This is a genomic window from Streptomyces alanosinicus (assembly GCF_014650595.1).
GTDB classification, from domain to species: Bacteria; Actinomycetota; Actinomycetes; order Streptomycetales; family Streptomycetaceae; genus Streptomyces; species Streptomyces alanosinicus.
Map to the genome: position 1 here is coordinate 250,230 of NZ_BMVG01000001.1, position 26,345 is coordinate 276,574.

General features: G+C 72.7%; 24 protein-coding genes and 1 riboswitch. Of the genes, 14 read left to right on the top strand and 10 right to left on the bottom strand.

The window, feature by feature from the left end:
* Positions 1-319: 319 nt before the first annotated feature.
* The 4 genes from IE277_RS01135 (at position 320) to IE277_RS01150 (ending at position 5,903) form a co-directional block, all read left to right on the top strand.
* A complete protein-coding gene (locus tag IE277_RS01135; RefSeq protein WP_189947588.1) occupies positions 320-868 on the top strand; it encodes a beta-class carbonic anhydrase in 549 nt (182 codons plus the stop codon).
* A gap of 252 nt (positions 869-1,120) precedes the next feature.
* Entirely contained in the window at positions 1,121-2,161 is a 1,041-nt protein-coding gene (locus IE277_RS01140) for an AAA family ATPase (RefSeq protein WP_189947591.1), read from the top strand.
* Positions 2,161-3,522, top strand: a complete 1,362-nt coding sequence (locus IE277_RS01145; RefSeq protein ID WP_189947593.1) for a DUF58 domain-containing protein — start codon at positions 2,161-2,163, stop codon at positions 3,520-3,522. The genes IE277_RS01140 and IE277_RS01145 overlap by 1 nt, the downstream gene beginning before the upstream one ends.
* Positions 3,519-5,903 carry a transglutaminase TgpA family protein gene (locus tag IE277_RS01150; RefSeq protein ID WP_189947595.1) on the top strand — a complete coding sequence of 795 codons (2,385 nt, stop codon included), beginning with the start codon at positions 3,519-3,521 and terminating at the stop codon, positions 5,901-5,903. Before IE277_RS01145 ends, IE277_RS01150 begins: the two co-directional genes overlap by 4 nt.
* Before the next feature lie 94 nt (positions 5,904-5,997).
* Here IE277_RS01150 and IE277_RS01155 read toward each other — a convergent pair whose 3' ends face one another.
* The 3 genes from IE277_RS01155 to IE277_RS01165 all read right to left on the bottom strand — a co-directional run bounded on the left by IE277_RS01155 (position 5,998) and on the right by IE277_RS01165 (position 8,112).
* Positions 5,998-6,387 carry an SCO2097 family morphological protein gene (locus tag IE277_RS01155; RefSeq protein ID WP_189947597.1) on the bottom strand — a complete coding sequence of 130 codons (390 nt, stop codon included), beginning with the start codon at positions 6,385-6,387 and terminating at the stop codon, positions 5,998-6,000.
* Between the two features lie 277 nt (positions 6,388-6,664).
* Positions 6,665-7,435, bottom strand: coding sequence for a methyltransferase (locus tag IE277_RS01160; protein WP_189947599.1), 771 nt, complete (start codon positions 7,433-7,435; stop codon positions 6,665-6,667).
* Positions 7,436-7,548: 113 nt separating this feature from the next.
* A complete protein-coding gene (locus IE277_RS01165; protein WP_189947601.1) occupies positions 7,549-8,112 on the bottom strand; it encodes an SAV_6107 family HEPN domain-containing protein in 564 nt (187 codons plus the stop codon).
* A 175-nt stretch (positions 8,113-8,287) separates the two neighbouring features.
* Here IE277_RS01165 and IE277_RS01170 point away from each other — a divergent pair, with 175 nt between their 5' ends.
* From IE277_RS01170 to IE277_RS01190, 5 genes are all read left to right on the top strand, one after another.
* Complete coding sequence (locus IE277_RS01170; protein ID WP_189949142.1) at positions 8,288-9,091, top strand: ATP-binding cassette domain-containing protein; 804 nt, start codon at positions 8,288-8,290, stop codon at positions 9,089-9,091.
* Positions 9,078-11,162 carry a YhgE/Pip family protein gene (locus IE277_RS01175; RefSeq protein ID WP_189947603.1) on the top strand — a complete coding sequence of 695 codons (2,085 nt, stop codon included), beginning with the start codon at positions 9,078-9,080 and terminating at the stop codon, positions 11,160-11,162. Before IE277_RS01170 ends, IE277_RS01175 begins: the two co-directional genes overlap by 14 nt.
* Before the next feature lie 47 nt (positions 11,163-11,209).
* Positions 11,210-11,839, top strand: coding sequence for a TetR/AcrR family transcriptional regulator (locus IE277_RS01180; RefSeq protein WP_189947605.1), 630 nt, complete (start codon positions 11,210-11,212; stop codon positions 11,837-11,839).
* A 363-nt stretch (positions 11,840-12,202) separates the two neighbouring features.
* Positions 12,203-12,805, top strand: coding sequence for a DUF4126 domain-containing protein (locus IE277_RS01185; RefSeq protein ID WP_189947607.1), 603 nt, complete (start codon positions 12,203-12,205; stop codon positions 12,803-12,805).
* A gap of 47 nt (positions 12,806-12,852) precedes the next feature.
* A complete protein-coding gene (locus tag IE277_RS01190) occupies positions 12,853-14,364 on the top strand; it encodes a phytoene desaturase family protein (protein ID WP_229880433.1) in 1,512 nt (503 codons plus the stop codon).
* A gap of 37 nt (positions 14,365-14,401) precedes the next feature.
* Here IE277_RS01190 and IE277_RS01195 read toward each other — a convergent pair whose 3' ends face one another.
* The 6 genes from IE277_RS01195 to IE277_RS01220 form a co-directional block, all read right to left on the bottom strand.
* Positions 14,402-15,355 (bottom strand): SCO2102 family sporulation regulator, encoded by a 954-nt coding sequence (locus IE277_RS01195; RefSeq protein WP_189947609.1) that lies wholly within the window; start codon positions 15,353-15,355, stop codon positions 14,402-14,404.
* Between the two features lie 56 nt (positions 15,356-15,411).
* Positions 15,412-16,335: a methylenetetrahydrofolate reductase [NAD(P)H] gene (gene metF, locus IE277_RS01200; protein WP_189947611.1), complete on the bottom strand. Its 924-nt coding sequence runs from the start codon at positions 16,333-16,335 to the stop codon at positions 15,412-15,414.
* Positions 16,336-16,444: 109 nt separating this feature from the next.
* Entirely contained in the window at positions 16,445-17,098 is a 654-nt protein-coding gene (gene thiE / locus IE277_RS01205; RefSeq protein ID WP_189947613.1) for a thiamine phosphate synthase, read from the bottom strand.
* Positions 17,099-17,190: 92 nt separating this feature from the next.
* Positions 17,191-17,556, bottom strand: coding sequence for an Rv2175c family DNA-binding protein (locus IE277_RS01210; protein WP_189947615.1), 366 nt, complete (start codon positions 17,554-17,556; stop codon positions 17,191-17,193).
* Between the two features lie 159 nt (positions 17,557-17,715).
* On the bottom strand, positions 17,716-18,954 hold the full coding sequence (locus IE277_RS01215) for an NAD(P)/FAD-dependent oxidoreductase (protein WP_189947617.1): 1,239 nt from the start codon (positions 18,952-18,954) through the stop codon (positions 17,716-17,718).
* A 32-nt stretch (positions 18,955-18,986) separates the two neighbouring features.
* Positions 18,987-19,337, bottom strand: a complete 351-nt coding sequence (locus IE277_RS01220) for an avidin-fold protein (RefSeq protein WP_189947619.1) — start codon at positions 19,335-19,337, stop codon at positions 18,987-18,989.
* Positions 19,338-19,390: 53 nt separating this feature from the next.
* Positions 19,391-19,502, top strand: a riboswitch (TPP riboswitch).
* On the opposite strand from IE277_RS01220, the gene thiO reads away from it, so the two are divergent.
* The 5 genes from thiO to IE277_RS01245 all read left to right on the top strand — a co-directional run bounded on the left by thiO (position 19,500) and on the right by IE277_RS01245 (position 25,622).
* Positions 19,500-20,669: a glycine oxidase ThiO gene (thiO, locus tag IE277_RS01225; RefSeq protein ID WP_189947620.1), complete on the top strand. Its 1,170-nt coding sequence runs from the start codon at positions 19,500-19,502 to the stop codon at positions 20,667-20,669. Its footprint overlaps the riboswitch before it by 3 nt.
* Positions 20,666-20,884: a sulfur carrier protein ThiS gene (gene thiS, locus IE277_RS01230; protein WP_189947621.1), complete on the top strand. Its 219-nt coding sequence runs from the start codon at positions 20,666-20,668 to the stop codon at positions 20,882-20,884. Before thiO ends, thiS begins: the two co-directional genes overlap by 4 nt.
* A gap of 3 nt (positions 20,885-20,887) precedes the next feature.
* On the top strand, positions 20,888-21,682 hold the full coding sequence (locus IE277_RS01235; RefSeq protein WP_189947622.1) for a thiazole synthase: 795 nt from the start codon (positions 20,888-20,890) through the stop codon (positions 21,680-21,682).
* 983 nt (positions 21,683-22,665) lie between these two features.
* Positions 22,666-24,621: a Stk1 family PASTA domain-containing Ser/Thr kinase gene (gene pknB, locus IE277_RS01240; RefSeq protein ID WP_189947623.1), complete on the top strand. Its 1,956-nt coding sequence runs from the start codon at positions 22,666-22,668 to the stop codon at positions 24,619-24,621.
* A 125-nt stretch (positions 24,622-24,746) separates the two neighbouring features.
* Positions 24,747-25,622, top strand: a complete 876-nt coding sequence (locus tag IE277_RS01245; RefSeq protein ID WP_189949144.1) for a deoxyribonuclease IV — start codon at positions 24,747-24,749, stop codon at positions 25,620-25,622.
* Positions 25,623-25,673: 51 nt separating this feature from the next.
* On the opposite strand, the gene IE277_RS01250 is transcribed toward IE277_RS01245, so the two are convergent.
* Entirely contained in the window at positions 25,674-26,306 is a 633-nt protein-coding gene (locus tag IE277_RS01250) for a sulfite oxidase-like oxidoreductase (RefSeq protein ID WP_189947624.1), read from the bottom strand.
* Positions 26,307-26,345 lie beyond the last annotated feature (39 nt).

A 26,345-nucleotide genomic window follows, 5' to 3' on the forward strand; every position in this document is an offset into this window, starting at 1 on the left:
AGCGGGAGGAGGCCGAGCCGTACGTACGCGCCGCGCACGTGGGGAGACGGTCCGGGGTGAGCCGGTGCCTCCGGGGGTTTCACCAGCAGGGAGGGCCGTGCCTCCCGCTTCGCGTCACTTTAGTCCACCGTGTCTCGCGGTCAATCAACCGGCCTGCGCGTCGCCTAGCGCATCGCGGCGCGAGCCGCAATCGGAGGCGATTCACCCGGCCGGGCCAGGTTTGCCCTCCCTGTGGGTTAGCTCACAACAAGCCACGATGACGTTCTTTGTCCTCTCTCACAGCGGGCCAGGACGGAGCGTGACCAGTACCGTCTTGGGTATGACGACTTCCGCAGCAGTTCCCACTGGATCCGAAGGCGCCATATCGAACGGCGGCACCGTGACGGACCGCCTGGTTGAGGCCAACCAGGGGTACGCCGCAGCGTTCGCCGACCCGGGAATGGACGCCCGCCCGGTACTCCGGGTTGCCGTCGTGGCATGTATGGACGCCCGTCTCGACCTGCACCAGGCGCTGGGCCTGCAGCTCGGCGACTGCCACACCATCCGCAACGCCGGCGGCGTCGTCACCGACGACGTCATCCGCTCCCTGACCATCAGCCAGCGGGCGCTCGGCACCCGCAGCGTCGTCCTCATCCACCACACCGGCTGCGGCATGGAGTCCATCACCGAGGACTTCCGGCACGACCTGGAGATGGAGGTCGGCCAGCGGCCGGCCTGGGCGGTGGAGGCCTTCCGGGACGTCGACCAGGACGTACGCCAGTCGATGCAGCGCGTGCGCACCTCGCCGTTCCTGCTGCACACCGACGACGTGCGCGGTTTCGTGTTCGACGTGCGCACCGGCCGGCTGCGCGAGGTCGACCCGGCCTGACGGGCACAGCGGCCGGCCACCCCGGAACACGGCGCCCGCCACCCCCTCCCCGGTATCGAAATGCGGTCGAATGAGACGTATGACCGACATCGTGCGGGCAGTTGTCCACAGGCGAGTGACACGAATCGGTAACGGCGGCAAGAATGCGGGGTGTGGCATCACGCGGAACCTTTCCCGCGTGGTGTCCGTGTTTCGGGGTGGGCCGGTTCGCAAGCAGCGTCGGCCCGGAAAGAACGGGCCGAGGAGGGCCGGGTGACGACCTATGACGATCGAGCGAGCCTCACTGATCTGACCGCCACTGTTGAGCGGGTGCGCGATTCGGTGGAAGGCGTGATCGAGGGCAAGCCCGAGGTCGTACGGCTGGCGCTGACCGTGCTGCTCGCCGAGGGCCATCTGCTGATCGAGGACGTCCCCGGCGTGGGCAAGACGATGCTGGCCAAGGCGCTGGCGCGGTCCATCGACTGCTCGGTGCGGCGCATCCAGTTCACGCCCGACCTGCTGCCCTCGGACATCACCGGTGTGTCCATCTGGGACCAGCAGCGCCGGGACTTCGAGTTCAAGCCGGGCGCCATCTTCGCGCAGATCGTGATCGGCGACGAGATCAACCGCGCCTCGCCCAAGACCCAGTCGGCGCTGCTGGAGTCCATGGAGGAGCGCCAGGTCACCATCGATGGTCAGACCTACGAACTGCCCAGCCCCTTCATGGTGGTGGCCACGCAGAACCCGGTCGAGATGGAGGGCACCTATCCGCTGCCCGAGGCCCAGCGCGACCGCTTCATGGCGCGCGTCTCCGTCGGCTACCCGAGTGTGGAGGCCGAGCTGCAGATGCTCGACATCCACGGCGCGGCGAGCCCGCTGGAGGACCTGCAGCCGGTGGCGCACGCCCACGAGATCCTGAAGCTGATCGAGGCGGTGCGCGGCGTCCATGTCTCCGAGCCGGTCCGGCGGTACGCGGTGGAGCTGGTCGCCGCCACACGCGCCCACCCCGACCTCAGACTCGGTGCCTCCCCGCGCGCGACGCTGCATCTGCTGCGCGCGGCAAAGGCGTCCGCGGCCCTCGCCGGCCGGGAGTACGCCCTGCCGGACGACGTGCAGGCACTCGCCGTCGCCGTCCTCGCACACCGTCTGCTGCCCACCGCCCAGGCCCAGCTGAACCGCCGTACGGCCGAGCAGGTCGTGCAGGAGATCCTCCAGCGCACCCCGGTGCCCGCGGCGCCCGGACAGCAGAGCGGCTTCGGGGGCCTCGGCCGCGGGATGCCGGCGTATCCCCAGCAGCCCCCGCGGGGTCTGTGATGAGCGCCGGGGGGGCCGGTCAGGCGGAGGCCGACCGCGGGGAGACGGGCGGCGTCCGTACGGCCCTCGCGGGTCTCACGACCCGTGGCCGTTCCTTCCTGGCGGCCGGGACCGCGGCCGCGATCTGCGCGTATGTGCTGGGCCAGAGCGATCTGCTGCGGGTCGGCCTGCTGTTGGCCGCGCTGCCGCTGATCTGCGCGACCGTGGTGTACCGCACGCGCTACCGGGTGTCCGCCTCCCGCCGGCTCGCCCCCGCGCGCGTGCCGGCCGGCAGCGAGGCCAGGGTCCATCTGCGGATGGACAACGTCTCCCGGCTGCCCACCGGCCTGTTGATGCTCCAGGACCGGGTGCCGTACGTCCTCGGGCCGCGCCCCCGGTTCGTGCTGGACCGGGTGGAGCCGGGCGGCCGCCGCGAGGTGTCCTACCGGGTCCGCTCCGACCTGCGCGGCCGTTACCCGCTGGGCCCGCTGCAGCTGCGGCTGACGGACCCCTTCGGGATGTGTGAACTGACCCGCTCCTTCTCGACGTACGACACCCTCACGGTCATCCCGCGCGTGGACCCGCTCGCCCCGGTCCGCTTCAGCGGCGAGGCCAAGGGGTACGGCGACGGGCGGCAGCGCTCGCTGGCCCTCGCGGGCGAGGACGACGTGATCCCGCGCGGCTACCGCTACGGCGACGACCTGCGCCGGGTGCACTGGCGCTCCACCGCGCGCTACGGCGAGCTCATGGTGCGCCGCGAGGAACAGCCCCGGCGCTCCCGGTGCACGGTCCTGCTGGACACCCGGGGCGGTGCCTACGAGGGCGCGGGCCCCGACTCGGCCTTCGAATGGGCCGTCTCCGGGGCCGCCTCGGTGCTGGTGCACATGCTCGAACGGGGCTTCTCGGTACGGCTGCTGACCGACAGCGGCAGTGTGGTGCCCGGTGAGGGCGGCGACGGGTTCGCGGGCAGCGGCCAGGAGACCGCGGAGGCGGCCGGACTGATGATGGACACCCTCGCGGTGATCGACCACTCCGACGGCACGGGCCTGTCCCGCGCCTACGACGTACTGCGCGGCGGGAACGAGGGGCTGTTGATCGCCTTCCTGGGCGACCTGGACGAGGAACAGGCCACGACGGTCGCCAAGATGAGCCGGCGCAGCGGTGGGGCCGTCGCCTTCGTGCTGGACCCGGACATCTGGGTGCGCGAGGCGACCGACGTACCGCGCCCCGGCCACCGGCACGCCGAGCGGCTGCGCATGCTGCGCGAGGGGGGCTGGACGGCGCTGAGCGTACCGCGCGGCGGCGCGCTGAACGCGCTGTGGCAGCAGGCGGACCGGGAACGCTCGGGCCTGGCCGCCCTCAGCGGGGAGGCGACGCGATGAGCGGACGGGCACGACTGGCCCTGTGCGCGGCGGCGGCCACCCTGATGGCCTCCTGTGCGCTGCTGCCCCTGGTGGCCGAGCCGACCTGGCTGCTGCAGCTGGTCCCGCTGGTGGCCGTGCAGTCCGGGGTGGGTGCGGCGGCCCGCCGGGTGCCGCTGGGCCGGCCGCTGACCGTGGTGGCGCAGGCGCTGGCCGCCCTGATGCTGCTGACCCTGGTCTTCGCTCGGGAGTACGCGATCATCGGGCTGATCCCCGGCCCGGACGCCTTCCATCACTTCTCCGCCCTGCTCCAGCAGGGCTCCGACGACGTCAGCGAGTACGCGATACCCGCGCCGGTCACCGACGGCATCAAGCTGATGCTGATCGGCGGCGTCCTGCTCATCGGTCTGCTGGTGGACACGCTCGCGGTGACCTTCCGCAGCGCGGCCCCGGCCGGGCTGCCGCTGCTCGCGCTGTACTCGGTGGCCGCCGGGCTGTCCGAGGGCGGGGCCGACTGGCTGTGGTTCCTGGTGGCGGCGGCCGGCTATCTGATGCTGCTGCTCGCCGAGAGCCGGGACCGGCTCGCGCAGTGGGGCCATGTCTTCGCAGGCGCGGCCCGTGGCCCCGGTTCTCCGGAGGGCGGCGCGGTGGCCCCGGTGCGCACCGGCCGCCGGATCGGCGCGGTCGCGCTCGGCGCGGCCCTGGTGGTGCCGCTGGCCCTGCCCGCGATGCAGGGCGGCCTGCTGGACGCCGCCGGCGCGGGTGTGGGGGCGGGCGACGGCCGCGGGGGCACGATCTCCGCGGTCAACCCGCTGGTGTCGCTGCGCGACAGCCTGAACACGGACGACGACCGCCAGGTGCTGTCGGTGAAGACCAGCACGAGCGACGTCTCGGACCTGTATCTGCGGATAGTCTCCCTGGACGACTTCGACGGCACCACCTGGAAACCGGCCCAGCGGCACATCGTCGGCATCCCGGACAGGTTCCCCACGCCCATCGGTCTCGGCCCGGACGTCAAGCGCCGCACGGTGACGACGACGGTCGCGGCGGCGGGCTGGTACGCCCAGGACTGGCTGCCGATGCCGTACCCGCCGAGCGGGGTGAAGGTCGCCGGCCGCTGGCGCTACGAGCCGGTCGGTATGACCCTCGTCGGCGACCACGGCCAGACCACGCGCGGGGAGACCTACCAGGTGACCAGCCTGGATGTGCAGCCGACCGCCGATCAGCTGGCCGCCGCGCCGGAGCCGCCGGCCGCCCTGAAGCGTGAGTACACGAAGGTGCCGCCCGTGCTGCCGAAGGTGGTGGCCGAGACCGCCAAGCAGGTCACGTCGGGCGCGCGCAACCACTACGAGGAAGCCGTCAAACTCCAGGACTACTTCGCCGTCTCGGGCGGCTTCCAGTACGACACCGAGGTGGAGGTCGGCCGCGGCCCCGACGCCATCGCCGCCTTCCTGAAGAAGAAGGAGGGCTTCTGCGTCCACTTCTCCTTCGCCATGGCGGCGATGGCCCGCACCCTCGGCATCCCGGCCCGGGTCGCGGTGGGCTTCGCGCCCGGTACCCCGCAGTCCGACGGCTCGGTCTCGGTGAGCCAGAAGGACGCGCACGCCTGGCCCGAGCTGTACTTCGCGGGTGTGGGCTGGACCCGTTTCGAGCCGACCCCGACCCGTGGCACCACACCGTCGTACACCGTGTCGGACACGCCCGGGAACTCTCTGCCCGACCAGGATCTGCCCTCGCACCACTCGTCCTCGGCGCCCTCGGCGGTGGCCTCGCCGAGCGAGAGCTGCTCGCCGGAGCTGGTCAAGCTGCAGGGTTGCGACACCGCGTCCGCCGCGGCGGTCCCGCACAGCGGCGGCGGGGGCACGGGCCCGTGGTGGTATCTGCTGATCGGCCTGGGTGCCCTGGTCGTGGCGGCGGTTCCGCTGGCGCCGCTGCTGTGGCGGACGCGGGTGCGGTCGGTGCGGCTGGGCGGGCATGCCCGGACCGAGCAGGGCGCGGTGGCGCACACCCTGGCCGCCTGGCAGGAGCTGACGGACAGCGCCTGGGACCATGGCATCGCGCCCGACGAGTCGCTGACGCCGCGCCGGGCGGCCGCCCGGATCGTCGAGCTGGGGCAGCTGGACCAGACGGCCGGTGCCGCGGTGCACCGGGTGGCAAACGTGGTGGAGCAGGTGCTGTACGCGCCGAGCCCGCGCCCGGTGGCGGGGGCCGCGGAGGACGTGCGCCGGGTGACCGAGGGGCTGCGCGCCACGGTCAGCACCGGCACGCGGCTGCGGGCGCTGTTCCTGCCGCGTTCGTCGGTGCGGGTGCTGTGGGCGGTGTCGGCACGCTGGTCGGCGCTCAGGACCCGGGTGGCGGCGGCCCGGCCCGGTCTGCGCCGGCCGTCGCAGCAGCAGGGCTGAGAGAACGGTGAGGGGCGACCACTTCGCGTGGTCGCCCCTCACCCATGGTCTGTCGGTGCCGAGGTCTGTCGGTGCCGGCAAAAACGCCGGTCGGCTACCGGCCCTGCTCGTCCCGGCGGCGCTGCCAGCGCTCCTCGATCCGGTCCATCATGGAGCGTTTCGGCCGCGCCTGGCGGCGGACGGCACCCGCGCCCGCGGGCTGCTCGCCCGGTTTCGGGCCCTTGCGCCAGCCTGTGACGGCGAGTACGGCACAGCCCAGCATGACGAGGAAACCCACCACGCTGACCCAGATCAGCTGCGCGACCATTCCGGCCATGAGGAGCGCGATACCCACGAGGAAGCCTGCGACCGCCTGGTAGACCCGCCGACGGGTGTACGTACGCAGCCCGCTTCCCTCAAGCGCTGACGCGAACTTGGGATCTTCGGCGTACAGCGCTCGCTCCATCTGCTCGAGCATGCGCTGCTCGTGCTCCGAGAGCGGCACGGAGTCCTCCTCATCGTGCAGTCGCCGGGGCGACCCGGGGGGTCCCTTCAGGATAGGCAGGGAATCGCCCCCGTGAAACCCGCCCCTCTACGCCAATTGGCCAACCAGAACCCGCCATGAGCGTCCCGGCTCGCTGAGGCTTCCATTCCCCTGCGGCCGACCCGTCATGCCGGGTGGTGTACCTCGATCATACGGCGCAAACCCCTCGATCGGGGGTCTTGTGGCGTACTCCATCCGCTGCCAAGGCCCTGATCAGCGGCGCGTCCCGGTGGCACGCTCAGGCCTCGGCGGCACCCCGCGTCTCACCGAGCACGTGCAGCTGGGTGGCGACGGAGTGGAAAGCGGGCAGTTCGGCCGCGGCCGCCTCCAGCTTCAGGAGCGCGTCGAGGGCGCCGGGCTCGGTGTCCACGAGGACACCGGGGACGAGGTCGGCGAAGACCCGCACGCCGTGCACGGCGCCGACCCGCAGGCCCGCGCCCTCGACCAGCGCGGTGAGCTGCTCGGCGGTGAACCGGCGCGGCATCGGGTCGCCGGCGCCCCAGCGGCCCTCGGGGTTCTGCAGCGCCTGCCGGGCCTCCGAGAAGTGGCCGGCGAGGGCGCGGGCCAGCACGGCCCCGCCGAGGCCCGCGGCGAGCAGGCTGAGGACACCCTCGGAGCGCAGCGCCGCGACGGCGTTGCGGACGCCCTCGGCCGGGTCGTCCACGTACTCCAGGACGCCATGGCACAGCACGGCGTCGTACCCGTCGCGTTCGACGACGTCGAACAGGCCGTGCGCGTCGCCCTGGACGCCCCGGACGCGGTCGGCGACACCGGCCTCGGCGGCCCGGCGCTCCAGCGCGAACAGCGCGTTCGGGCTGGGGTCGACCACGGTGACGCGGTGGCCGAGCCGGGCGAGGGGCACAGCGAAGTTTCCGCTGCCGCCCCCGGTGTCGAGGACGTCCAGGCAGTCCCGTCCCGTGGCCTTGACCCGGCGGTCGAGGGCGTCCTGGAGGACGTCCCAGACCACGGCGGTACGCAGGGAGGCGCGGGGGCGCATCGGGTCCGACACGGCAGTTGACTCCTCGCAGGGCTGGAAGCTTCAGGCGAGTCCACCCTATTGCCTCCGCGGCCGTACCCGGCACCGCGCCGGGTACGGCCGTGTCCGTCCCGCCCGGCCGCTGGTCAGCCCGCGTCCGGAAGGTCCCCGCGTGCTCTCGGGCCGTCCCGGTCACCGGCGTCCTGGCGGGGCTGGGGCAGGACCGGCTGGAGGACGAGCATCCGCTCGACGATGCGCAGGAACATCGCCACGTCCCGTATCAGGTCGTCGGCGTCCCGCCGGCCGGCCGCGCCCTGGATGCCGGCCTCGGCACGGGCGCGGCGGGCGGCGCCCGAGGCGAACAGCGCGCTCCACTCGGTCAGTTCGGGGGCGATCTCGGGCAGTACGTCCCAGGCGCTGCGGATCCGGGCGCGGCGGCGCGGGTTGGTCTCGGGGCGGCCGAGGGCGGCGAGCACGGCGGCGGCGGTGCGCAGCGCGGCGAGGTGGGCCGTCGCATAGCGTTCGTTCGGCGTTTCCAGGACGGTGGCCTCCTCCAGTCCGGCGCGGGCCTGGGCGAGCAGGTCGAGGGCGGCGGGCGGGGCCGTGGCCCGGCGGAGCACGGGGTGCACATCGCTCGCCGGGCCGGTCAGTGAGGGGGCAGGGCCGGTGGCGCGGCGCCGACGGGCGGCGGCTGCGGAGGGATTGGCCATGACGAACCTCCTGTCGTCTGGGTGACGGCACAGGTGCCGTATGTGCCCATCGTGCGGTATGGCACTGACAATCCGTTCTGACCTGGGGTTTTGCTTCGATCGTAGGTTCGGGCGTATTTTTGCACTGACCAGTCAGTGCAAAAATACGGATTCGGCAGGGGGGCTTGTGAACGGCATGGACGTCAGGGCCGAGGGCCTCGGGCTCAAGGGGCCGCGGGGGTGGGCCTTCCGGGGCATCACCCTCGACGCGGAGCCCGGCTCGCTCATCGCGATCGAGGGACCGTCCGGCTCCGGCCGCACCTCCCTGCTGCTCGCACTCACGGGACGGATGAAGCCCACCGAGGGAACCGCCGTCGTGGGCGGGTTCCCGCTCCCCCGGCACATGGCCCGGCTGCGCCGCGGCAGCGCCGTGGCCAACGTGGCCGGGGTGACCGATCTGGAACCCGCCCTGACCGTCGGCGAGCACCTGCGCGAACGCGCCCTGCTGCAGAGCCGCTTCGGCGAGTCCCTGCGCGGCCTGCTGCGCCCCCGCGCCCAGCGTGTGCACGAGGCACGGCTGCGCGTCGACGCGGCCCTGGCCGCCGCCGGACTGGACCCCGAGACGCTGCCCAAGGGCTCCCGGACGGCCGTGCGCGATCTGGAGCGGCCGCAGGAACTGCGACTGTCCATCGCCCTGGCCCTGCTCGGCCGGCCCGGACTGCTCGGCGTCGACGACCTCGACCTGAAGCTCTCGGACGCCGAGCGCGCCGAACTGTGGGACCTGCTGCGCTCCCTCACGCGCGCGGGGACGACCGTGGCGGTCGTCTGCCGCACCGCCCCCGGTGACTGCCTTGTCGCCGCGACCGGGCCGCGGGGCGCAGAGGCCGGGCAGGCGGACGGGACGAACGAGACCGACAAGGCTGACAAGGCCGACGAGACCGACGAGGTCACGGGCAGCGAGAAGAGCGACCCGAAGGAGGGCGTCGATGCGCTCGCCTAGGCTGGCCGCGCTCGAACTGAGGCGCTTCGGACGCGGCCGGCTGCCGCGCGCCGCCCTGGTCGCGCTGCTCGTGCTGCCACTGCTCTACGGCGCCCTGTACCTGTGGTCCTTCTGGGACCCGTACGGCCGTCTGGACCGTATCCCGGTAGCGCTGGTGAACGACGACAAGGGCGCCACGGCGGCCGGCAAGAAGATCACCGCCGGCGACGACATCGTCGACGGGCTGCGCGACAGCCGGACCTTCGAGTGGCACGAGGTGAGCGACGCGGAGGCCCGCAAGGGCGTCGAGGACGGCACCTACTACCTGTCGCTGACCATGCCGGCCGACTTCAGCCGGCGGATCGCCTCCAGTTCCGGCGCCTCCCCGGAGACCGGCGCCCTGCGGGTGCGCACCAACGACGCGAACAACTACATCGTCGGCCAGATCTCCCGCACGGTCTTCAACGAGGTCCGCTCGGCCGCCTCCACCAAGGCCTCCCGCACCTTCCTCGACAAGATCTTCGTCTCGTTCTCCGGCATCCACGACAAGACCGTCACGGCCGCCGAGGGCGCCGACCGGCTGAGCACCGGCATCGGGAAGGCGGAGAAGGGCTCCAAGGACCTCGCCGACGGGCTGCGGGATGCCCGCGGCGGCAGCGGCAAGCTGGCCAAGGGCGTCAAGAAGCTGAACACGGGCGCCGGTGACCTCCAGGAGGGGTCCCGGCGGGTCGCCGACGGCACCCAGGCGCTCGCCGACAAGGTCAACGGCGTGTACGACAAGACCGGTCCGTTCCTGAAGGACAACGAGAAGACCATCGGGGACACCGCGCGGCTGGTCGCCGACTCGTCCAAGACCGTCGACGACAATCTCGACGTCCTGGTGAAGCGCGCGCCGGGCGCCGCGAAGCTCGCTCACCTGAACGCCGGCGTCATGGACGACTTCTACAAGGCGCGCTGCGAGACGGCCACGATCCCCGACCCGAACTGCGCCGACTTCAAGCGGGCCAGGACGGCCGCCGCCGACGTGGCCACCGTGGCCGACGACCTCAACACGTTGATCGCCGACCAGGACGGCGACCTGAAGACGATGCGGGACAACCTCGGCGCCCTACGCGAGCAGGCCACCGCCCTCGAAGCACGCGCACCGCACCTGTACAAGGACGTCGACGGCGCCGTCAAGGAGATCAACGAGCTGAACACGGGCGCCCAGAAGGTCGCCGCCGGCGCCAAGAAACTGCACGCCGGGCTCGGTACGGCCCAGACCGGCGCCACCGCGTTGGACAAGGGCATCGGGACGGCCGCGTCGGGCGCCCAGACCCTGAACGGCGGCATGTACAAGCTGTCCGACGGCTCCGGGAAGCTCGCCGGCGGACTGCACGACGGCGCCAAGAAGATCCCGGACTACGACAAGAAGGACCGCGACCAGCGCACCGACGTGATGGCCGACCCGGTCCAGCTGGCCTCCCACGATCTGCACAAGGCGCCGAACTACGGCACGGGTTTCGCCCCGTACTTCATCCCGCTGTCCCTGTGGGTCGGCGCGATGGTCGCCTACATGCTGATCCCGCCGCTCAACCGGCGTGCCCTGGCGGCCGGTTCGCCGGCCTGGCGGATCGCGCTCGCGGGCTGGCTGCCGGTGGCCGCGGTAGGTGTGCTCCAGGTGGGCGCCCTGATGGCCGTACTGCACTGGGCGATCGGTCTGCAGATGCTGCGGGCGGCCGGCACGATCGGTTTCCTGTGCCTGGTCACGGGCTGCTTCGCGGCGCTCGTGCAGTGGCTGAACGCCCGCTTCGGCGCGGCCGGCCGGATCCTGGTGCTCGCGCTGCTGATGCTCCAGCTGACCTCGGCGGGCGGCACATATCCCGTGCAGACCAGTCCGGGCTTCTTCAACGCGATCCACCCGTTCCTGCCGATGAGCTACATCGTGGAGGCGCTGCGCCGGCTGATCACGGGCGGCGGGCTCGGTCCGGTCTGGCAGGCGTGTGCCGTGCTGGCCGCGTTCACCGTGGGAGCGCTGGCCCTGACCGCGCTCGCGGCCCGGCGCCGCCAGGTGTGGACGCTGGACCGGCTGCACCCGGAGCTGAGCCTGTGACCCCCGGGCGGCCGACGCACGCGCGCGTACCTGTGAGAATCGGGACCATGGAAAGCAGCAGCGCCAGGTCCGGCGGCAGCACGCGCCGTGAGGCCACCCGGCAGAAGCTCTACGAGGCGGCCGTCACGCTCATCGCCGAGCAGGGCTTCTCCGCGACCACGGTGGACGAGATCGCCGAGCGGGCAGGAGTCGCGAAGGGCACGGTCTACTACAACTTCGCGAGCAAGTCGGTCCTCTTCGAGGAGCTGCTGCGGCACGGCGTGGGCCTGCTCACCGCCTCGCTGAAGGAGGCAGCGGAGCAGACCGCGCGCGCGGGCGGCAGCAAGGTGGACGCGCTGGACGCGATGGTCCGCGCGGGCCTGGTCTTCATCGACCGCTACCCGGCCTTCACCCAGCTGTACGTCGCCGAGCTGTGGCGCACCAACCGGGCCTGGCAGTCCACGCTGATGGTGGTCCGGCAGGAGGCCGTCGCCGTGGTGGAGGAGGTGCTGCGCGAGGGCGTGGCGGCCGGTGAGTTCAGCGACGAGATCGATGTGCAGCTGACGGCGGCCGCGCTGGTCGGCATGGTCCTGGTGGCCGCGCTGGACTGGAAGTCCTTCCAGCCGGAGCGCTCCCTGGACGACGTCCACTCGGCCCTGTCCCGGCTGCTGCAGGGACGGGTCAGCGGCAAGGGCTGACAAGCCCGCAGACAGGGGAAAGGCGCCGGTCCGCTGCCGGACCGGCGCCTTCCCGTTCCCCTTGTGATCCGTACGCCCCCGTACGGTTCTCCCCCGATGGTCCCCCGTGGGTGGTCGTTCCCCCGGGTCCCCCGACTCGCTTCCGCCGACTGATCGGCGGAAGGAGCGGCCAGGTGGCGGGCGCCGTTCCGCCGCCCCGTGCCGGCGGTGCCGGGCCGCGCCCCTTGCCGTGCCTCAACTGTCCCGTCCGCACAGGTCGTGGCCCATCCGCGCACATACTCATCTCGCCACCTAGGTACGGATACTCAGGCACCCGCGCGCGTGCCCGGCACGGCGGCCCGTCACCTGGCTACGATCGCCTCCGTGTCCGTACTCCCCCTGGTCTTCACCAGCGGCTGGGCCAGCGGCATCAACGCCTACGCGGTGGTGCTGCTGCTCGGCGTGTTCGGCCTGACGGGCGTGAGCGACGACGTCCCGCAGACGCTGCAGCGGCCCGAGGTGCTGATCGTCGCCGGGCTGCTGTTCCTGTGCGAGGCGGTGGCCGACAAGATCCCGTACGTCGACTCGCTGTGGGACTCCGTGCACACGGTGATCCGGCCGCTCGCCGGTGCCTGGGTGGGCGCGCTGCTCGCCGGGCACAGCGGTTCGCTGCCGGACGTGGCGGCCGGTCTGATCGGCGGTTCGACGGCACTGGCCAGCCATACGGTGAAGGCCGGGACGCGGATGGCCGTCAACACCTCGCCGGAGCCGTTCAGCAATATCGTGCTGAGCTTCGCCGAGGACCTCGGCGTGGGCGGCGTCGTCTCGATCGCGATGTTCCACCCCGCGGCGGCGGCGATCATCGCGGCCGTGCTGCTGGCCGGCGGTCTGCTGGCGCTGGTGCTCCTCGTCTCGCGCATCCGGCGCTTCCTACGGCGCCGGGCACAGCGGCGCGAGGAGCGGCGGCTGGCCTCGCGCTCCCCCTGACCCGCCCGCGGGCCGGATTGTCAGTGGGGGTCGATAAAGTCGCAGGCATGGCACGGATTGCGGTGATCGGCGCCGGGATGGGCGCGATGGCGGCCGCTGCCCGGCTGGCCGTCGCGGGCCACCGGGTGGTGGTGTACGAGAGCACGGACACCTACGGCGGCGGGGTGCGCCGGTTCGAGCGGGACGGGTTCGGATTCGACACCGGTCCCGGACTGCTGACGCTGCCCGCCGTGTACCGCGATCTGTTCGTCAAGACCGGCAAGCAGCCGCTGGAGGACTGCGTCGAGCTGGTCCAGGTCGATCCGTCCGCGCGGCATGTCTTCGCGGACGGCACCGAGGTGACGCTGCCGAACGCCTCGCGCGCGGGTGTGGTCGCGGCCCTGGACGAGTCGCTGGGCGCGGGCGCGGGCGAGAGCTGGGGCGCGTTCCTGGTGCGGGCCCGGGAGGCCTGGGACCGCACCCGCAGGCCGCTGCTGGAGGAGCCGCTGTGGCCCAACTGGCAGGCGCTGGCGGGGAAGGAGCCGTATCCGGGCGTCCCGCAGCGGCGCCTGCTGCGCACCCGGTATGCGCGCACCCTGTCCGAGATCGGCTCCTGGGAGCTGCGCGACGAGCGCCTCGCGGCCGTCCTGGACAGCTGTGCCCTCGCCCACGGCCTCGATCCGCGGACCGCTCCGGCGAGCGCGGCCGTGCTGCCCTACATGGAGCACGCCTTCGGCACGTGGTATGTGCGCGGCGGTATCCGGGAGTTGGCGCGCGCGGTGTACGAGCGATGCCTTGAGCGGCGGGTCGAGTTCGTCTTCGGCGCGGAGGTCGTGCGCGTCCTGGACAAGGACGGGCGGGCCACGGGCGTGGAGCTGCGGGACGGCACGGTGGCCGAGGCCGATCATGTCGTGGCGGACGTGGACCCGGCGCGCCTGAAGGCGCTGACGGACCGCCCGCTGGACAGGAACGGCGATGTCCGGGCCGACCCGTTCATGACCCGGCCGGGGCGGTTCACCCTGCTGCTGGCCCTGCGCGGCGGGCGCGAGTCCGGTGCCGCGCACCGCACGGTCGTGCATACGCCGGACCCGCCGTCCGAGCTGGACTTCCTGGCCACGGCGGAGGGAGATGTGCCGCCGCGGCCCACGGTGACCGTGCTGCGCCCCGACGACCCTGCGCTCAGACCGGACGACGGGCACGAGTCCATGGTGCTGTCCGCGGTGGTGCCGGGCGCCGCCGACTGGGACGAGGAGGGCATGGTCCGGGGGTACACGGAGCATCTCCTCGAAGCCGCCGGGGCCGCGATACCGGGTCTGCGGGAACGCATCCTGTGGCAGGAGGTGCGCACACCCGACGACACCGACGACGAGACGAGCGCGTTCCTCGGCGCGGTGCCGGCCCCGGCCCTCGCCGCCGGCCAGGGCCGTTTCCTGCACCCGGCGAACACCACGCGCCTGCCCGGTCTCTACCGGGTCGGCGGCTGGTCCCACCCCGGCGGCGGCCTGCCGCACGCGGGCATGTCGGGCGCGCTGGTGGCGGGGCTGATCGTGGAGGGCCCGGAGTTCCGCGGCTCCCAGTGAGCCGGACCGAGGCCCCAAAGAGCCTGGGCCGCCGGCCTCAGAAGCGGTACTGCTCGTCGTACCCGGCGCCGGGCTGCGGCTGCTGCTGAGCCTGGCCCTGCCCCTGGTACGGGTAGGGCTGTTCCTGCGGGAGTTCGCCGCCGTAGGTCTCGTCGGTGCGCTGCTGCGGCACCCACACCCCGCCGGCCGGGGTCTCGCCGTAGCCGCCGCCGGCGCCGGCGTACGGGTCCTGGGGGTAGCCCTGCTGGGCGTACTGCCCGGAGTAGCCGGTGTCGTACGAGGCGGCGCCGCCGTAGGGCTGGCTGCCGATGTAGGGGTCGGAGTAGTTGGCGTAGGCCTGCTGGCCCGTGGCGTCGTAGCCGTAGCCCTGCTGGCCGTAGCCCGAGTAGTCGTAGGCGTAGGCCTGCTGGCCGGGGTCCTGCTGCTGGGCCGCGGCCGCGTGGGTGGCGGTGTCGCCGTAGACGCCGTAGTTGCCGGTGTCCTCGGGCATGGGCTGCGGCTCGTAGACGGCGGTGGTCTCGGCGGCGGTGGGGGCACCGGGGCGGGCCGGGGTGAAGACGTCGTCGCGGTCGTAGTCGTCGTAGTCACCGTGCGCCTGGCCGTAGACGGCCTGGTCGGCGTCCCGGTCGTCGGCGGCGGCGTACTCCTGGTCCGCGGCCTCCGGCTGCGGGTCGTGCCGGTCCGTCTTGCCGCGGCGGCGCTTGCTGCCGGCTCCGCCGGCGGCGGCCTCGGCGTCCGGGCGCTTGACGGCCCAGCCGGCGGCGAAGCCGCGGCGGAACGACAGGGTGACGTAGGTCTGGCCCACCGCGAAGGCGATGGCGCCGACACCGATCACGATCACGGACGGCATCAGCACACCGACCACGACACCGAGGAAGCCGGCGAAGGCGAGCAGCCGCCAGCGCAGACGCGCCTTGTACTGCAGCAGTACCTCGCCGAGCAGCCACAGTGCGACGACGCCGAACGCGATGTAGAGGACCGTCCAGCCCATGTACGCCCCTCTCCCAGTAACCGCTACGCAGTGTGTCGTATCGCGGTGCGGCCGGTCTAGGCCTGCGGGGGGTGGTGCAGGCCCAGGTTCTCGTAGATTTCCAAGGTCGCCGTGGAGCTGTTCAGCGTGATGAAGTGCAGTCCGGGCACCCCCTCGGCGAGCAGCCGAGCGCAGAACTCCGTGGCGAAGTCGATACCGATGGAGCGTACCGCCGCCGGATCGTTCCGCGCTGTGAGGATCCGCTCTTTCAGGGCCTCGGGGAAGACCGCATTGCTGAGTTTGGGCAGGCGTTCTAGCATCTTCACGCTGGTGACAGGGAGGATCTCGGGGATCACCGGGGTGTCACAGCCCGCCGTCGCCACACGGTCGCGCAGCCGGAGATACGACTCCGGCTGGAAGAACATCTGTGTGACAGCGTAGTCGGCGCCCGCACGGCACTTGTCCACGAAGTGGGCGACGTCGGTGTCCCAGTCCGCGGAGCGGGGGTGCATCTCGGGGAAGGCGGCGACGCCCACGCAGAAGTCGCCCGACTCCTTGATGAGCCGGACGAGCTCGGCCGCGTAGGTCAGGCCCCTGGGATGCGGGACCCACTCGCCCATGGGGTCGCCGGGCGGGTCGCCGCGCACGGCGAGCATGTTGCGGATCCCGGCGTCCGCGTACTGGCCGATGATGTTGCGCAGCTCGGCGATGGAGTGGTCGACCGCGGTGAGGTGGGCGACCGGGGTGAGCGTGGTGTCGGCCACGATCTGCTGGGTCTCCTTGACCGTGCCGGCGCGGGTGGAGCCGCCGGCGCCGTAGGTCACGGAGACGAAGTCGGGCGCGACCGCCTCGACCCGCCGGAGCGCGGTCCACAGGTTCCGCTCGCCCTTGGGGGTCTTCGGCGCCGAGAACTCGAACGAGTACGTGGTCTTGCCGGTGGCGAGGATCTCCCGCACGGTGCGTGCGCGATCAGTCCTGGTGGAGGGGGTTCCGAGGGCCATACGGGCAGGTTAGCCAGGGGTGGGCGGTCACCCAACCGGATGCCGGTATTTTGTCCGGATTGTCGACTTGCTGTCCACCCCTTGGACACTTCCCCGGACGGAGAGCCGGTCAGGCCTGCCGCAGGCGCTTGGCGAACTCGGCCGCGGCGGCACCCGGGTCATCGGCCTCGGTGATCGCGCGGACGACGACCACCCGGCGGGCGCCCGCCTCCAGCACCTCGTCGAGACGGCCGAGGTCGATGCCGCCGATCGCGAACCAGGGGCGGTCCGTGCCCAGGCCGGCCGTGTACCGGACCAGATCGAGGCCGGGCGCGTGGCGGCCGGGCTTGGTGGGCGTGGGCCAGCAGGGGCCGGTGCAGAAGTAGTCCACGCCGTCCTGCACGGCCGCCGCGGCCGCCTCGGACTCGGCGTGTGTGGAGCGGCCGATCAGCACCTCGTCGCCGAGGATCGCGCGGGCGGCGGGGACCGGCAGGTCGCCCTGGCCGAGGTGCAGCACATCGGCGCGGGCGGCGTGGGCGACGTCGGCGCGGTCGTTCACCGCGAGGAGCTTGCCGTGCCGGGCGCAGGCGTCCGCGAAGACCTCCAGGTGGGCCAGCTCCTCGCCGGCCTCCAAGCCCTTGTCGCGCAGCTGCACGATGTCGACACCGCCGGCCAGCACCGCGTCCAGGAACTCGGGAAGGTCACCCTGCCGGGTGCGCGCGTCCGTGCACAGGTACAGGCGGGCGTCGGCGAGCGCGGTGCGTGCGGTGGCGGTGTCGGACATACGTGGTCCCCCTGGTCGGTGTCCCTGGCGGCTTCAGCGGGTGGCGTACGGGCCACGGCGGCCCGTACGCCCCCTTCGTGGTGCGGGTCGGCTCAGACGGCGAGTGCCTGGGCCCGGCGCTTCACCTCCGTGCCGCGATTCTCGCTCAGGGCCTGCGCGGGGGTGCCGGGCAGGGTCGAGTCGGGGGTGAAGAGCCATTCGAGCATCTCTTCGTCCGTGAAGCCGTCGTCCCGCAGGAGCGTCAAGGTTCCGGACAGGCCCTTGACGACCTTGTCCCCGTCGATGAAGGCGGCGGGGACGTGCAGCGCGCGGTTCTCACCTCGGCGTACGGCGATGAGCTGGCCCTCCTTGACCAGCTGCCGCACACGCGTCACCTCGACGCCGAGCTGTTCGGCGATGTCGGGGAGAGTGAGCCAGGCGGGGACGAGAGCATCGATCTTTGCGTCAATCTCGGTCACGCCACCTAGCGTAGGCGCTCCGCCGGGTGGGCGGCGATGGACGGTGCCGGGTGATGTCGTCCGTCGGCCGCCGCGCCGTCGTGGCTGGTCGCTCCCCCAAGCTCTCGGCTTCGCTCGAACCCGGGGACCCCCATCGCGGCGGAAATTCGACGACAGGACCTAGGGGGTTGCCGTCGCGTCCTTCAGGGGGCGAGCCGGATCGGACATCGCCTCGGGGTCCATGGTGCGGCCCGCTTCGATCAGGCGGCGGCCCTGGGCGAGGTCACGCGGGCGGCCTACGGCCAGCAGGGCGACGAGGCGGTTCTCACGGAGCCAGCAGACCGACCAGGACGGGCCCGTCGGGGCACCGCGCCAGACCATCCGGTCGGCTGCGGCGTGGTGGCCGGCGTACTGGACGAAGCGGCCGAACTGCTCGGACCAGAAGTACGGCACCGGGTCGTAGGCCGCGGGGGTCTCGCCGAGGATGTTCGCGGCGACGGTGCGCGGGCCCTGCAGGGCGTTGTCCCAGTGGTGGACGAGCAGCCGTTCGCCGTAGCGGGCGGAGGGGAAGGAGGCGCAGTCGCCGACGGCGTACACGTCCTCGACGCTCGTGCGCAGGTGGGCGTCGGCGAGGACGTCCCCGTGCGGGCCGAGCGCGATGCCGGAGCCGGCGAGCCAGGCCGTGGCGGGGCGGGCGCCGATACCGACGACGACGGCGCCCGCGGGCAGCCGGGTGCCGTCGGCGAGGACCACCGCGCCGGGCTCGATGTGATCCACGCGCGCGTGGGTGCGCAGTTCGGCGCCGGCGTCGGTGTACCAGCCGGCCATGGGTGCCGCGACCTCGGGGGGCAGGGCGCCGGCCAGCGGCCGGTCGGCGGCCTCGACGACGGTCACCGCGCAGCCGGCCTCGCGGGCGGCCGTGGCGAACTCGGCGCCGATCCAGCCGGCCCCGACGACCACGACGTCGTGCTGCCGGGCCAGCACCGGCCGCAGCCGTTCGGCGTCGTCCAGGGTGCGCAGCAGATGCACGCCGGGCACGCCCTCGGTGCCGGGCAGGGTGATCGGTTCGGCGCCGGTGGCGAGGACCAGGACGTCGTACGGCACCGGGCCCGCCTCGGTGTCCAGCTCGTGCGCGGCGGGGCGCAGGCCCAGCACCTCGCAGCCGAGCCGCAGCTCGACGCCGAGCGTCTCGAAGTCCACGTCGAAGGCGGAGTCCTCGGCCTTGCCGAGCAGCACGGCCTTCGACAGCGGCGGCCGGTCGTACGGCTGGTGCGGCTCGGCGCCGAGCACGGTGACGGCGCCCTTGAAGCCCTGTTCCCGCAGGGCGACCGCGGTCTGCACCCCGGCCATGCCCGCGCCGACGACGACCACCCGGCGCCCCTGCTGTGACGTGCCCTCTTGTGCTGTCTGCTCGCTCACCTGATCACCATAAGCATGTGACGGATCGTCAGTCAGCGGGCGTGCTCGGTGACCTGTTCCACAACGCTTCGGCCGGCGCCCGCCCGGGACTCCCACTCCCAGGTCTCCTCCAGCCGTATCCGCCCGTCCGGCAGCTCGACGACCGTGGACACACAGTGCCCGCAGGCGGTGGTCCCGTCGGTCCTGAGCTGGACATAACGGAAGTCCAGCAGGTCGCCCTCGCGGGTGCCGACCAGATGGCCGCGCACCACATCGCCGCCCGCGTACTCGGCCCAGATCCGGCCGTCGTCCTCGTGATAGGCGAACCGGGTGCGGGTGCCCACCTGACCTGGGGCTTGGTCCGCCACAGGGGCGAAGGTCAGACCGTCGAGGGACCGGGTCACAGGCAGGGGCTCCCTTACGGGTGATGTGCGCGGCGGGCTAGGGTGGCCACCGTACAAGCACTCGCGGGAGCCCGGACGCACCGGGCTGAGAGGGAGGCTGGCGGCCTCCGACCGTACGAACCTGATCCGGGTCATGCCGGCGAAGGGAGGGGCTGGACGCCCATGTCGTCACGTACGTCCGATACGTCCGACGTCCTCGTCATCGGGGGCGGAATCATCGGCCTGGTCACGGCCTGGCGCGCGGCGCAGCGCGGGCTTGCCACGGCCGTGGTGGATCCCGAGCCCGGCGGCGGGGCCGCGCGGGTCGCGGCCGGGATGCTGGCCGCGGTCACCGAACTGCACTACGGCGAGCAGACCCTGCTCGCCCTCAACCTTGAATCGGCACGCCGGTACCCGGATTTCGCGGCCGAGCTGACCGAGCTGACCGGCCATGACCTCGGCTATCGCCGCTGTGGCACCCTCCAGGTCGCGCTCGACGCCGACGACCGCGCCCATCTGCGCGAGCTGCACGCCCTGCAGCGGCGCTCCGGCCTGGAGTCGGAGTGGCTGTCCGGGCGGGAGTGCCGGCGCCTGGAGCCGATGCTGGCGCCCGGGGTGCGCGGCGGGCTGCGGGTCGACGGCGATCACCAGATCGACCCGCGGCGGCTGGCGACGGCCCTGGTGGCCGCGTGCGAGCGGGCCGGCGTCACGTTCCACCGGGTGTGGGCCGAGCGGCTGGACGTGGCGGGCGACCGGGCCGCCGGGGTCACCACGGCGGACGGCACCGCGCTGCGGGCCGGGCAGGTGGTGCTCGCGGCCGGCAGCCTGAGCGGACGGCTCGCGGGGGTGCCCGAGGCGCTGCTGCCGCCGGTACGGCCGGTCAAGGGGCAGGTGCTGCGGCTGACGGTGCCGCGCCGGTACGCGCCCTTCCTCAGCCGGACCGTACGGGCCGTGGTGCGCGGTGGCCATGTCTATCTGGTGCCCCGGGAGAACGGCGAACTGGTCGTCGGCGCGACCAGCGAGGAGCTGGGCTGGGACACGGCGGTGACCGCGGGCGGTGTGTACGAGCTGCTGCGCGACGCCCATGAGCTGGTGCCGGGCATCACCGAGCTGCCGCTCACCGAGACCCGGGCCGGAGTGCGCCCCGGCTCCCCCGACAACGCGCCGCTGCTCGGCCCGACCGGGCTCGACGGACTGCTGCTGGCCACCGGGCACTATCGCAACGGGGTGCTGCTGACGCCGGTCACCGGGGATGTACTGGCCGAGGTGCTGGTCAGCGGCCAACTGCCGGACGAGGCCCGCCCGTTCACTCCGCAGCGCTTCGGCGCCGTACTCCTGGAGCAGCCCGCATGAGCATCTCCGTCACGTTCTCCGTCTCCGTCAACGGCGAGGGCCGGGAGGTCGCCTCGGGCACCTCGCTCGACGCCGTCGTGCGGTCCCTGGTCTCCGCGCCCTCCGGGGTGGCCGCGGCCGTCAACGAGACCGTCGTGCCGCGCGCGCAGTGGGCGGGTACGACGCTGAGCGAGGGCGACCGGGTGGAGATCCTCACCGCGGTCCAGGGAGGCTGAGCCATGGCCGACGATTCCTTCGTCCTCGGGGGTACGGCGTACTCCTCGCGGCTGATCATGGGTACGGGCGGTGCGCCCAGCCTGGAGGTGCTGGAGCGGGCGCTGGCCGCCTCCGGTACGGAGCTGACGACGGTCGCGATGCGGCGGGTGGACCCCTCCGTGCACGGTTCGGTGCTGTCGGTGCTGGAGAAGCTGGGCATCCGGGTGCTGCCGAACACGGCGGGCTGTTTCACCGCGGGTGAGGCCGTGCTGACGGCGCGGCTGGCACGGGAGGCGCTGGGCACGGATCTGATCAAGCTGGAGGTCATCGCCGACGAGCGGACGCTGCTACCGGATCCGGTGGAGCTGCTGGAGGCGGCGGAGACGCTGGTCGACGACGGGTTCACGGTGCTGCCGTACACGAACGACGACCCGGTGCTCGCGCGGAAGCTGGAGGACGTGGGCTGTGCGGCGGTGATGCCGCTGGGCTCGCCGATCGGCTCCGGGCTCGGCATCCGCAATCCGCACAACTTCCAGCTGATCGTGGAGCACGCGCGCGTGCCGGTGATTCTGGATGCGGGGGCCGGTACGGCGTCTGACGTTGCCCTGGCGATGGAGCTGGGGTGTGCCGGGGTGATGCTCGCCTCTGCAGTGACCCGGGCGCAGGAGCCGGAGCGGATGGCGGCGGCGATGCGGCATGCGGTGGAGGGGGGTCGGCTGGCTCGGTTGGCCGGTCGGATTCCGCGGCGGTATCTCGCCGAGGCGTCGTCTCCTGCGGAGGGCTTGGCCGTGCTGGATCCCGAGCGTCCCGCGTTCTGACCCTGCGCCGCGCCCCCCTTGCCCTCCCACCCACGCACCACCCATGACTGCCGACTGAAGGGCTGAACTCTCCCGTGGGCCTCCCCCACCGCCGGCGGCCTCGGGCCGGAGGGGCGGATCGCGGGGGCCGGGGAGGGCTGGCCGGGGGGAGAGGCGGGGAAGGCTGGCCACGGGGGGCCGGGGAGGGCTGGCCGCTGAGAGAGGCAGGGAGGGCTGGCCGCGGGGGCCGGGGCGGGGAGCGGTGGCCACATCGAGCCGGGGGCGGGGGCGGTAGCCGCAAGTGCCGGGGCGAGGGTGGTAGCCACACGGAGCCGGAGCGGAGAGCGGTAGCCACACGGAGTCGGGGGTGAGGGCGCTAGCCACACGGCCCCGGGGCGGGGGCGGTAACCGCATGGGGTCAGGGCCGGGGAACGGTGGCCACATCGAGCTGGGGCGGGGGGTAGCTGCATGGTGCCGGGGACGGGGACCGGTAGCCAGACGGAGCCCGGGGGCAGGGAACGGTGGCCACATCGAGTTGAGGTGGGGGCGATGGCTGCATAGTGCCCGGGACGGGGACCGGTAGCCGCACGGAGCCCAGGGCGAGAGGCCGTGGCCGCGCGGAGCCCGGGGGGCGAAGGGGCGTGGCCGCGCGAAGCCCAGGGCAAGAGGCCATAGCCGCGCGAAGCCCAGGGCGAAGGGCCGTGGCCGCGCGGAGTGCGGGGCGAGAGGCCGTGGCCGCGCGGAGTGCGGGGCGAGAGGCCGTAGCCGCACGAAGCCCGGGGCGAGAGGCCGTAGCCGCACGAAGCCCAGGGCAAGGCCGTAGCCGCACGAAGCCCAGGGCGAAGGGGCGTGGCCGCGCGGAGTGCGGGGCGAGGGGGGGCCGTGTGGGGGTGGGTGGATGGCGTGGTCGGGGGGTGTGGGGCGCGTTACAGGTCGGCTTCAGTGGGTGGGGGAAAGCGGTCTCGGCGGGGGAAGTGTCGGTCGCTCCTCGTAGACTCCCCTGCGTGGATACGACCCTTCAGGACCCTCTCGTCGGGCAGGTGCTCGACGGCCGTTATCGCGTCGACGCACGGATCGCGGTCGGCGGGATGGCCACGGTCTACCGGGCCCTGGACACCCGTCTGGACCGCGTTCTCGCGCTGAAGGTGATGCACCCGACGCTCGCGGCGGACGGTTCGTTCGTCGAGCGGTTCATCCGGGAGGCGAAGTCCGTCGCCCGGCTGGCGCACCCGAATGTCGTCCAGGTCTTCGACCAGGGCACCGACGGGTCGTATGTGTACCTGGCGATGGAGTACATCGCCGGCTGCACCCTGCGGGACGTGCTGCGCGAGCGCGGGGCGCTGCAGCCGCGCGCGACCCTCGACATCCTGGAGCCCGTCCTCGCCGCGCTCGGCGCCGCGCACCGGGCCGGGTTCGTACACCGGGACATGAAGCCCGAGAACGTGCTGATAGGGGACGACGGGCGGGTCAAGGTCGCCGACTTCGGGCTCGTGCGGTCCGTCGACACCGTGACCAGCACCACCGACGCCGTCCTCGGGACCGTGTCGTATCTCGCGCCCGAGCAGGTGGAGCACGGCACCGCGGACCCGCGCGTCGACGTGTACGCGTGCGGCGTCGTGCTCTACGAGATGCTGACGGGCGAGAAGCCGCACTCCGGTGACTCCCCCGCCCAGGTGCTCTACAAGCACATCCACGAGGACGTGCCGCCGCCCTCGGCACGGGTGCCGGGGCTGCCGTACCCGCTGGACGAACTGGTCGCGTCGGCGACCGCGCGCACCCCGGACCTGCGCCCGCAGGACGCCGTGGCGCTGCTCGCCCAGGCGCGCGAGGCGCGGCACGGGCTCAGCGAGTCCCAGCTGGACACGGTGCCGCCGCAGGCGCGGTCCGCGGAGCACGACAACGCCCGGGACCGTACGAGCGTGATCCCGCGCTCGCTGACCGTGCCGCGGCCGCTGCCCGTCAACGAGGACGAGCCGGCGGACGACCTCGTCCAGCGCACCAGCCGGCTCCAGGCGCCGCCCGCCCCGCCGTCCAGGCGGTCCAGGCGCTCCGGGCGGTCCGGGCGGTCCGGACGCCCCAACCGGCTGGTGCTGACGATCGTCGCCGCCGTGCTGGTGGTGCTCGGCGTGGGCGCCGGGGTCTGGTACATCAACTCGGGCCAGTTCACCAAGGTCCCGCCGCTGCTGTCGAAGACCGAGGCGCAGGCGCGGGACCGGCTGAAGGCGGCCGGGCTGGACGTCGGGCAGGTCAAGCGCGAGTACAACGACGCCGTCAAGCGCGGCACGGTCATCGGCACCGATCCGGCCCCCGGCGCCCGCATCCGCGACCACGAGTCGGTCACGCTGACCGTCTCGCTGGGCCCGGACACGGTGAACGTGCCGGATGTGACGGACCGCACACTGGCCGAGGCCCGCGCCCGGCTGAAGTCGGACGGGCTGGAGCCGGGCATGGTCACCCAGCAGTTCAGCGACGAGGTCGCCAAGGGCTCGGTGATCGGTACGACACCGCAGGCGGGCACCAAGCGGCACGCCGGTTCGGCGATCGCGCTGACCGTCAGCAAGGGCAGCCCGATCGATGTCCCGGACGTCACCGGCGACGATCTGAACGACGCCAAGAAGGAGCTGACGGGCGCCGGGCTGAAGGTGCAGATCGCTCCCGAGCAGGTCAACTCCGAGTACGACAAGGGTCAGGTGGCCAAGCAGAGCCCCGGTGACGGCAGCCAGGCCGCCGAGGGCGACACGGTGACGCTGACGCTGTCCAAGGGCCCGCAGATGGTCGAGGTCCCGGATGTGACCGGCGACAGCGTCGACGACGCCCACAAGGCGCTGGAGGGCGCCGGCTTCAAGGTGGAGGAGGACCGCGGGCTGCTCGGGCTGTTCGGCGACACCGTGCAGAAGCAGTCGGTGAAGGGCGGCGACAAGGCCCCCAAGGGGGCGACCGTCACGATCACCATCCGGTGACCGGGGCATCGGTCATTGACCATTGGTCATCGGCCATTGGCCATTGGTCATCAGGGAGGACCGCGGTCGGGCGGCCGGTGCGAGCATGACACCCTGAACGGGTGAGTTCCGATCAGCGGTCGTCCCTGCGGCCGTCGCCGTCCCTTCCGCGCAATCCCGTCGGCGGCCATGTCCCCGTGGCCGGCGGCCTGCACTCCGTGGGGCTGTCGTACGCCCGTGAGCTGAAGGCCGAGACCGTGCAGGTCTTCGTCGCCAATCCGCGCGGCTGGGCGACGCCCGTGGGAAACCCCCGGCAGGACGAGGCGTTCCGGCAGGCGTGTGCCGAGGAGTCGGTCCCCGCGTATGTACACGCCCCGTACCTGATCAACTTCGGTTCGCACACCGAGGCGACCGTCGAGCGGTCGGTCGAGTCCCTGCGGCACTCCCTGCGGCGCGGGCGGGAGATCGGCGCGCTGGGCGTGGTCGTGCACACGGGCAGCGCGACCGGCGGGCGGGAGCGGGCCGTGGCGCTGCGGCAGGTGCGGGAGCACATGCTGCCGCTGCTGGAGGAGCTGACCCACGACGACGATCCGTTCCTGCTGCTGGAGTCGACGGCGGGGCAGGGTGCCTCGCTGTGCTCGCGCACCTGGGACTTCGGGCCGTACTTCGAGGCGCTGGACGCCCATCCGAAGCTGGGCGTGTGCCTGGACACCTGCCACATCTTCGCCGCCGGGCACGATCTGACCGGGCCGAGCGGGATGCACCAGACGCTGGACCTGCTGGTGGACACCGTCGGCGAGGGGCGGCTGAAGCTGATCCACGCCAACGATTCCAAGGACGTGGTCGGCTCGCACAAGGACCGGCACGAGAACATCGGCGCCGGCCACATCGGCGAGGACCCGTTCCGGGCGCTCATGACCCACCCGGCGACCGAGGGCGTACCGCTGATCATCGAGACGCCCGGCGGCAGGGAAGGGCACGCGGCGGACGTGGAGCGCCTGAAGAAGCTCAGGGACGGCTGAGGCCGGAGAGCCCCAAGGGCGGCTGACGGTCGAGGCGGGGCCGGGCCGGGGTCACAGCTCGGGGCCGTCTCCCGGTTCCTCCTGGTAGGAGAAGCGCTGTTCCTTCCACGGGTCGCCGATGTTGTGGTAGCCGCGCTCCTCCCAGAAACCGCGGCGATCGGCGGTCATGTACTCGACACCCCGGACCCACTTGGGGCCCTTCCAGGCGTACAGGTGGGGCACGATCAGCCGGACCGGGAAGCCGTGCTCGGCGGTGAGGAGTTCGCCGTCCTTGTGGGTGGCGAAGATCGTGCGGTCCGAGGTGAAGTCGGACAGGCGGAGGTTGGAGCTGAAGCCGTACTCGGCCCAGACCATCACATGGGTGACGTCCGGCGCCGGCGGGGCGAGGTCGAGGACGGCGCGGGCGGGGACACCGCCCCACTCGGCGCCGGTCATGCTGAACTTCGTCACGCAGTGCAGATCGGCCACCACGGTGGTGTACGGCAGGGCCGTGAACTCCTCGTGGCCCCAGGTGTGCTTGTCCCCGTCGGCGGTGGCGCCGAAGACCCGGAACTCCCAGCGCTCGGAGCGGAACTTCGGGACGGGGCCGTAGTGGGTGACCGGCCAGCCGCGCTGGAGCCGCTGACCCGGCGGAAGCTCGGACCCTGCCGTTGCTCCAGACTCTCGCTCCACCGGATGACCCATGTATCCATCCTGACAGACCTCGGGCAGTGCCCTTGACCA

Excerpts from the sequence above, each read along its gene's own strand:
- IE277_RS01135 (WP_189947588.1), top strand. The coding sequence starts at position 320 with ATGACGACTTCCGCAGCAGTTCCCACTGGATCCGAAGGCGCCATATCG.
- IE277_RS01145 (WP_189947593.1), top strand. The coding sequence starts at position 2,161 with ATGAGCGCCGGGGGGGCCGGTCAGGCGGAGGCCGACCGCGGGGAGACG.
- IE277_RS01150 (WP_189947595.1), top strand. The coding sequence starts at position 3,519 with ATGAGCGGACGGGCACGACTGGCCCTGTGCGCGGCGGCGGCCACCCTG.
- IE277_RS01165 (WP_189947601.1), bottom strand. The coding sequence starts at position 8,112 with ATGGCCAATCCCTCCGCAGCCGCCGCCCGTCGGCGCCGCGCCACCGGC.
- IE277_RS01170 (WP_189949142.1), top strand. The coding sequence starts at position 8,288 with ATGGACGTCAGGGCCGAGGGCCTCGGGCTCAAGGGGCCGCGGGGGTGG.
- IE277_RS01175 (WP_189947603.1), top strand. The coding sequence starts at position 9,078 with ATGCGCTCGCCTAGGCTGGCCGCGCTCGAACTGAGGCGCTTCGGACGC.
- IE277_RS01180 (WP_189947605.1), top strand. The coding sequence starts at position 11,210 with ATGGAAAGCAGCAGCGCCAGGTCCGGCGGCAGCACGCGCCGTGAGGCC.
- IE277_RS01190 (WP_229880433.1), top strand. The coding sequence starts at position 12,853 with ATGGCACGGATTGCGGTGATCGGCGCCGGGATGGGCGCGATGGCGGCC.
- IE277_RS01195 (WP_189947609.1), bottom strand. The coding sequence starts at position 15,355 with ATGGGCTGGACGGTCCTCTACATCGCGTTCGGCGTCGTCGCACTGTGG.
- metF (WP_189947611.1), bottom strand. The coding sequence starts at position 16,335 with ATGGCCCTCGGAACCCCCTCCACCAGGACTGATCGCGCACGCACCGTG.
- thiE (WP_189947613.1), bottom strand. The coding sequence starts at position 17,098 with ATGTCCGACACCGCCACCGCACGCACCGCGCTCGCCGACGCCCGCCTG.
- thiO (WP_189947620.1), top strand. The coding sequence starts at position 19,500 with ATGTCGTCACGTACGTCCGATACGTCCGACGTCCTCGTCATCGGGGGC.
- thiS (WP_189947621.1), top strand. The coding sequence starts at position 20,666 with ATGAGCATCTCCGTCACGTTCTCCGTCTCCGTCAACGGCGAGGGCCGG.
- IE277_RS01235 (WP_189947622.1), top strand. The coding sequence starts at position 20,888 with ATGGCCGACGATTCCTTCGTCCTCGGGGGTACGGCGTACTCCTCGCGG.
- IE277_RS01250 (WP_189947624.1), bottom strand. The coding sequence starts at position 26,306 with ATGGGTCATCCGGTGGAGCGAGAGTCTGGAGCAACGGCAGGGTCCGAG.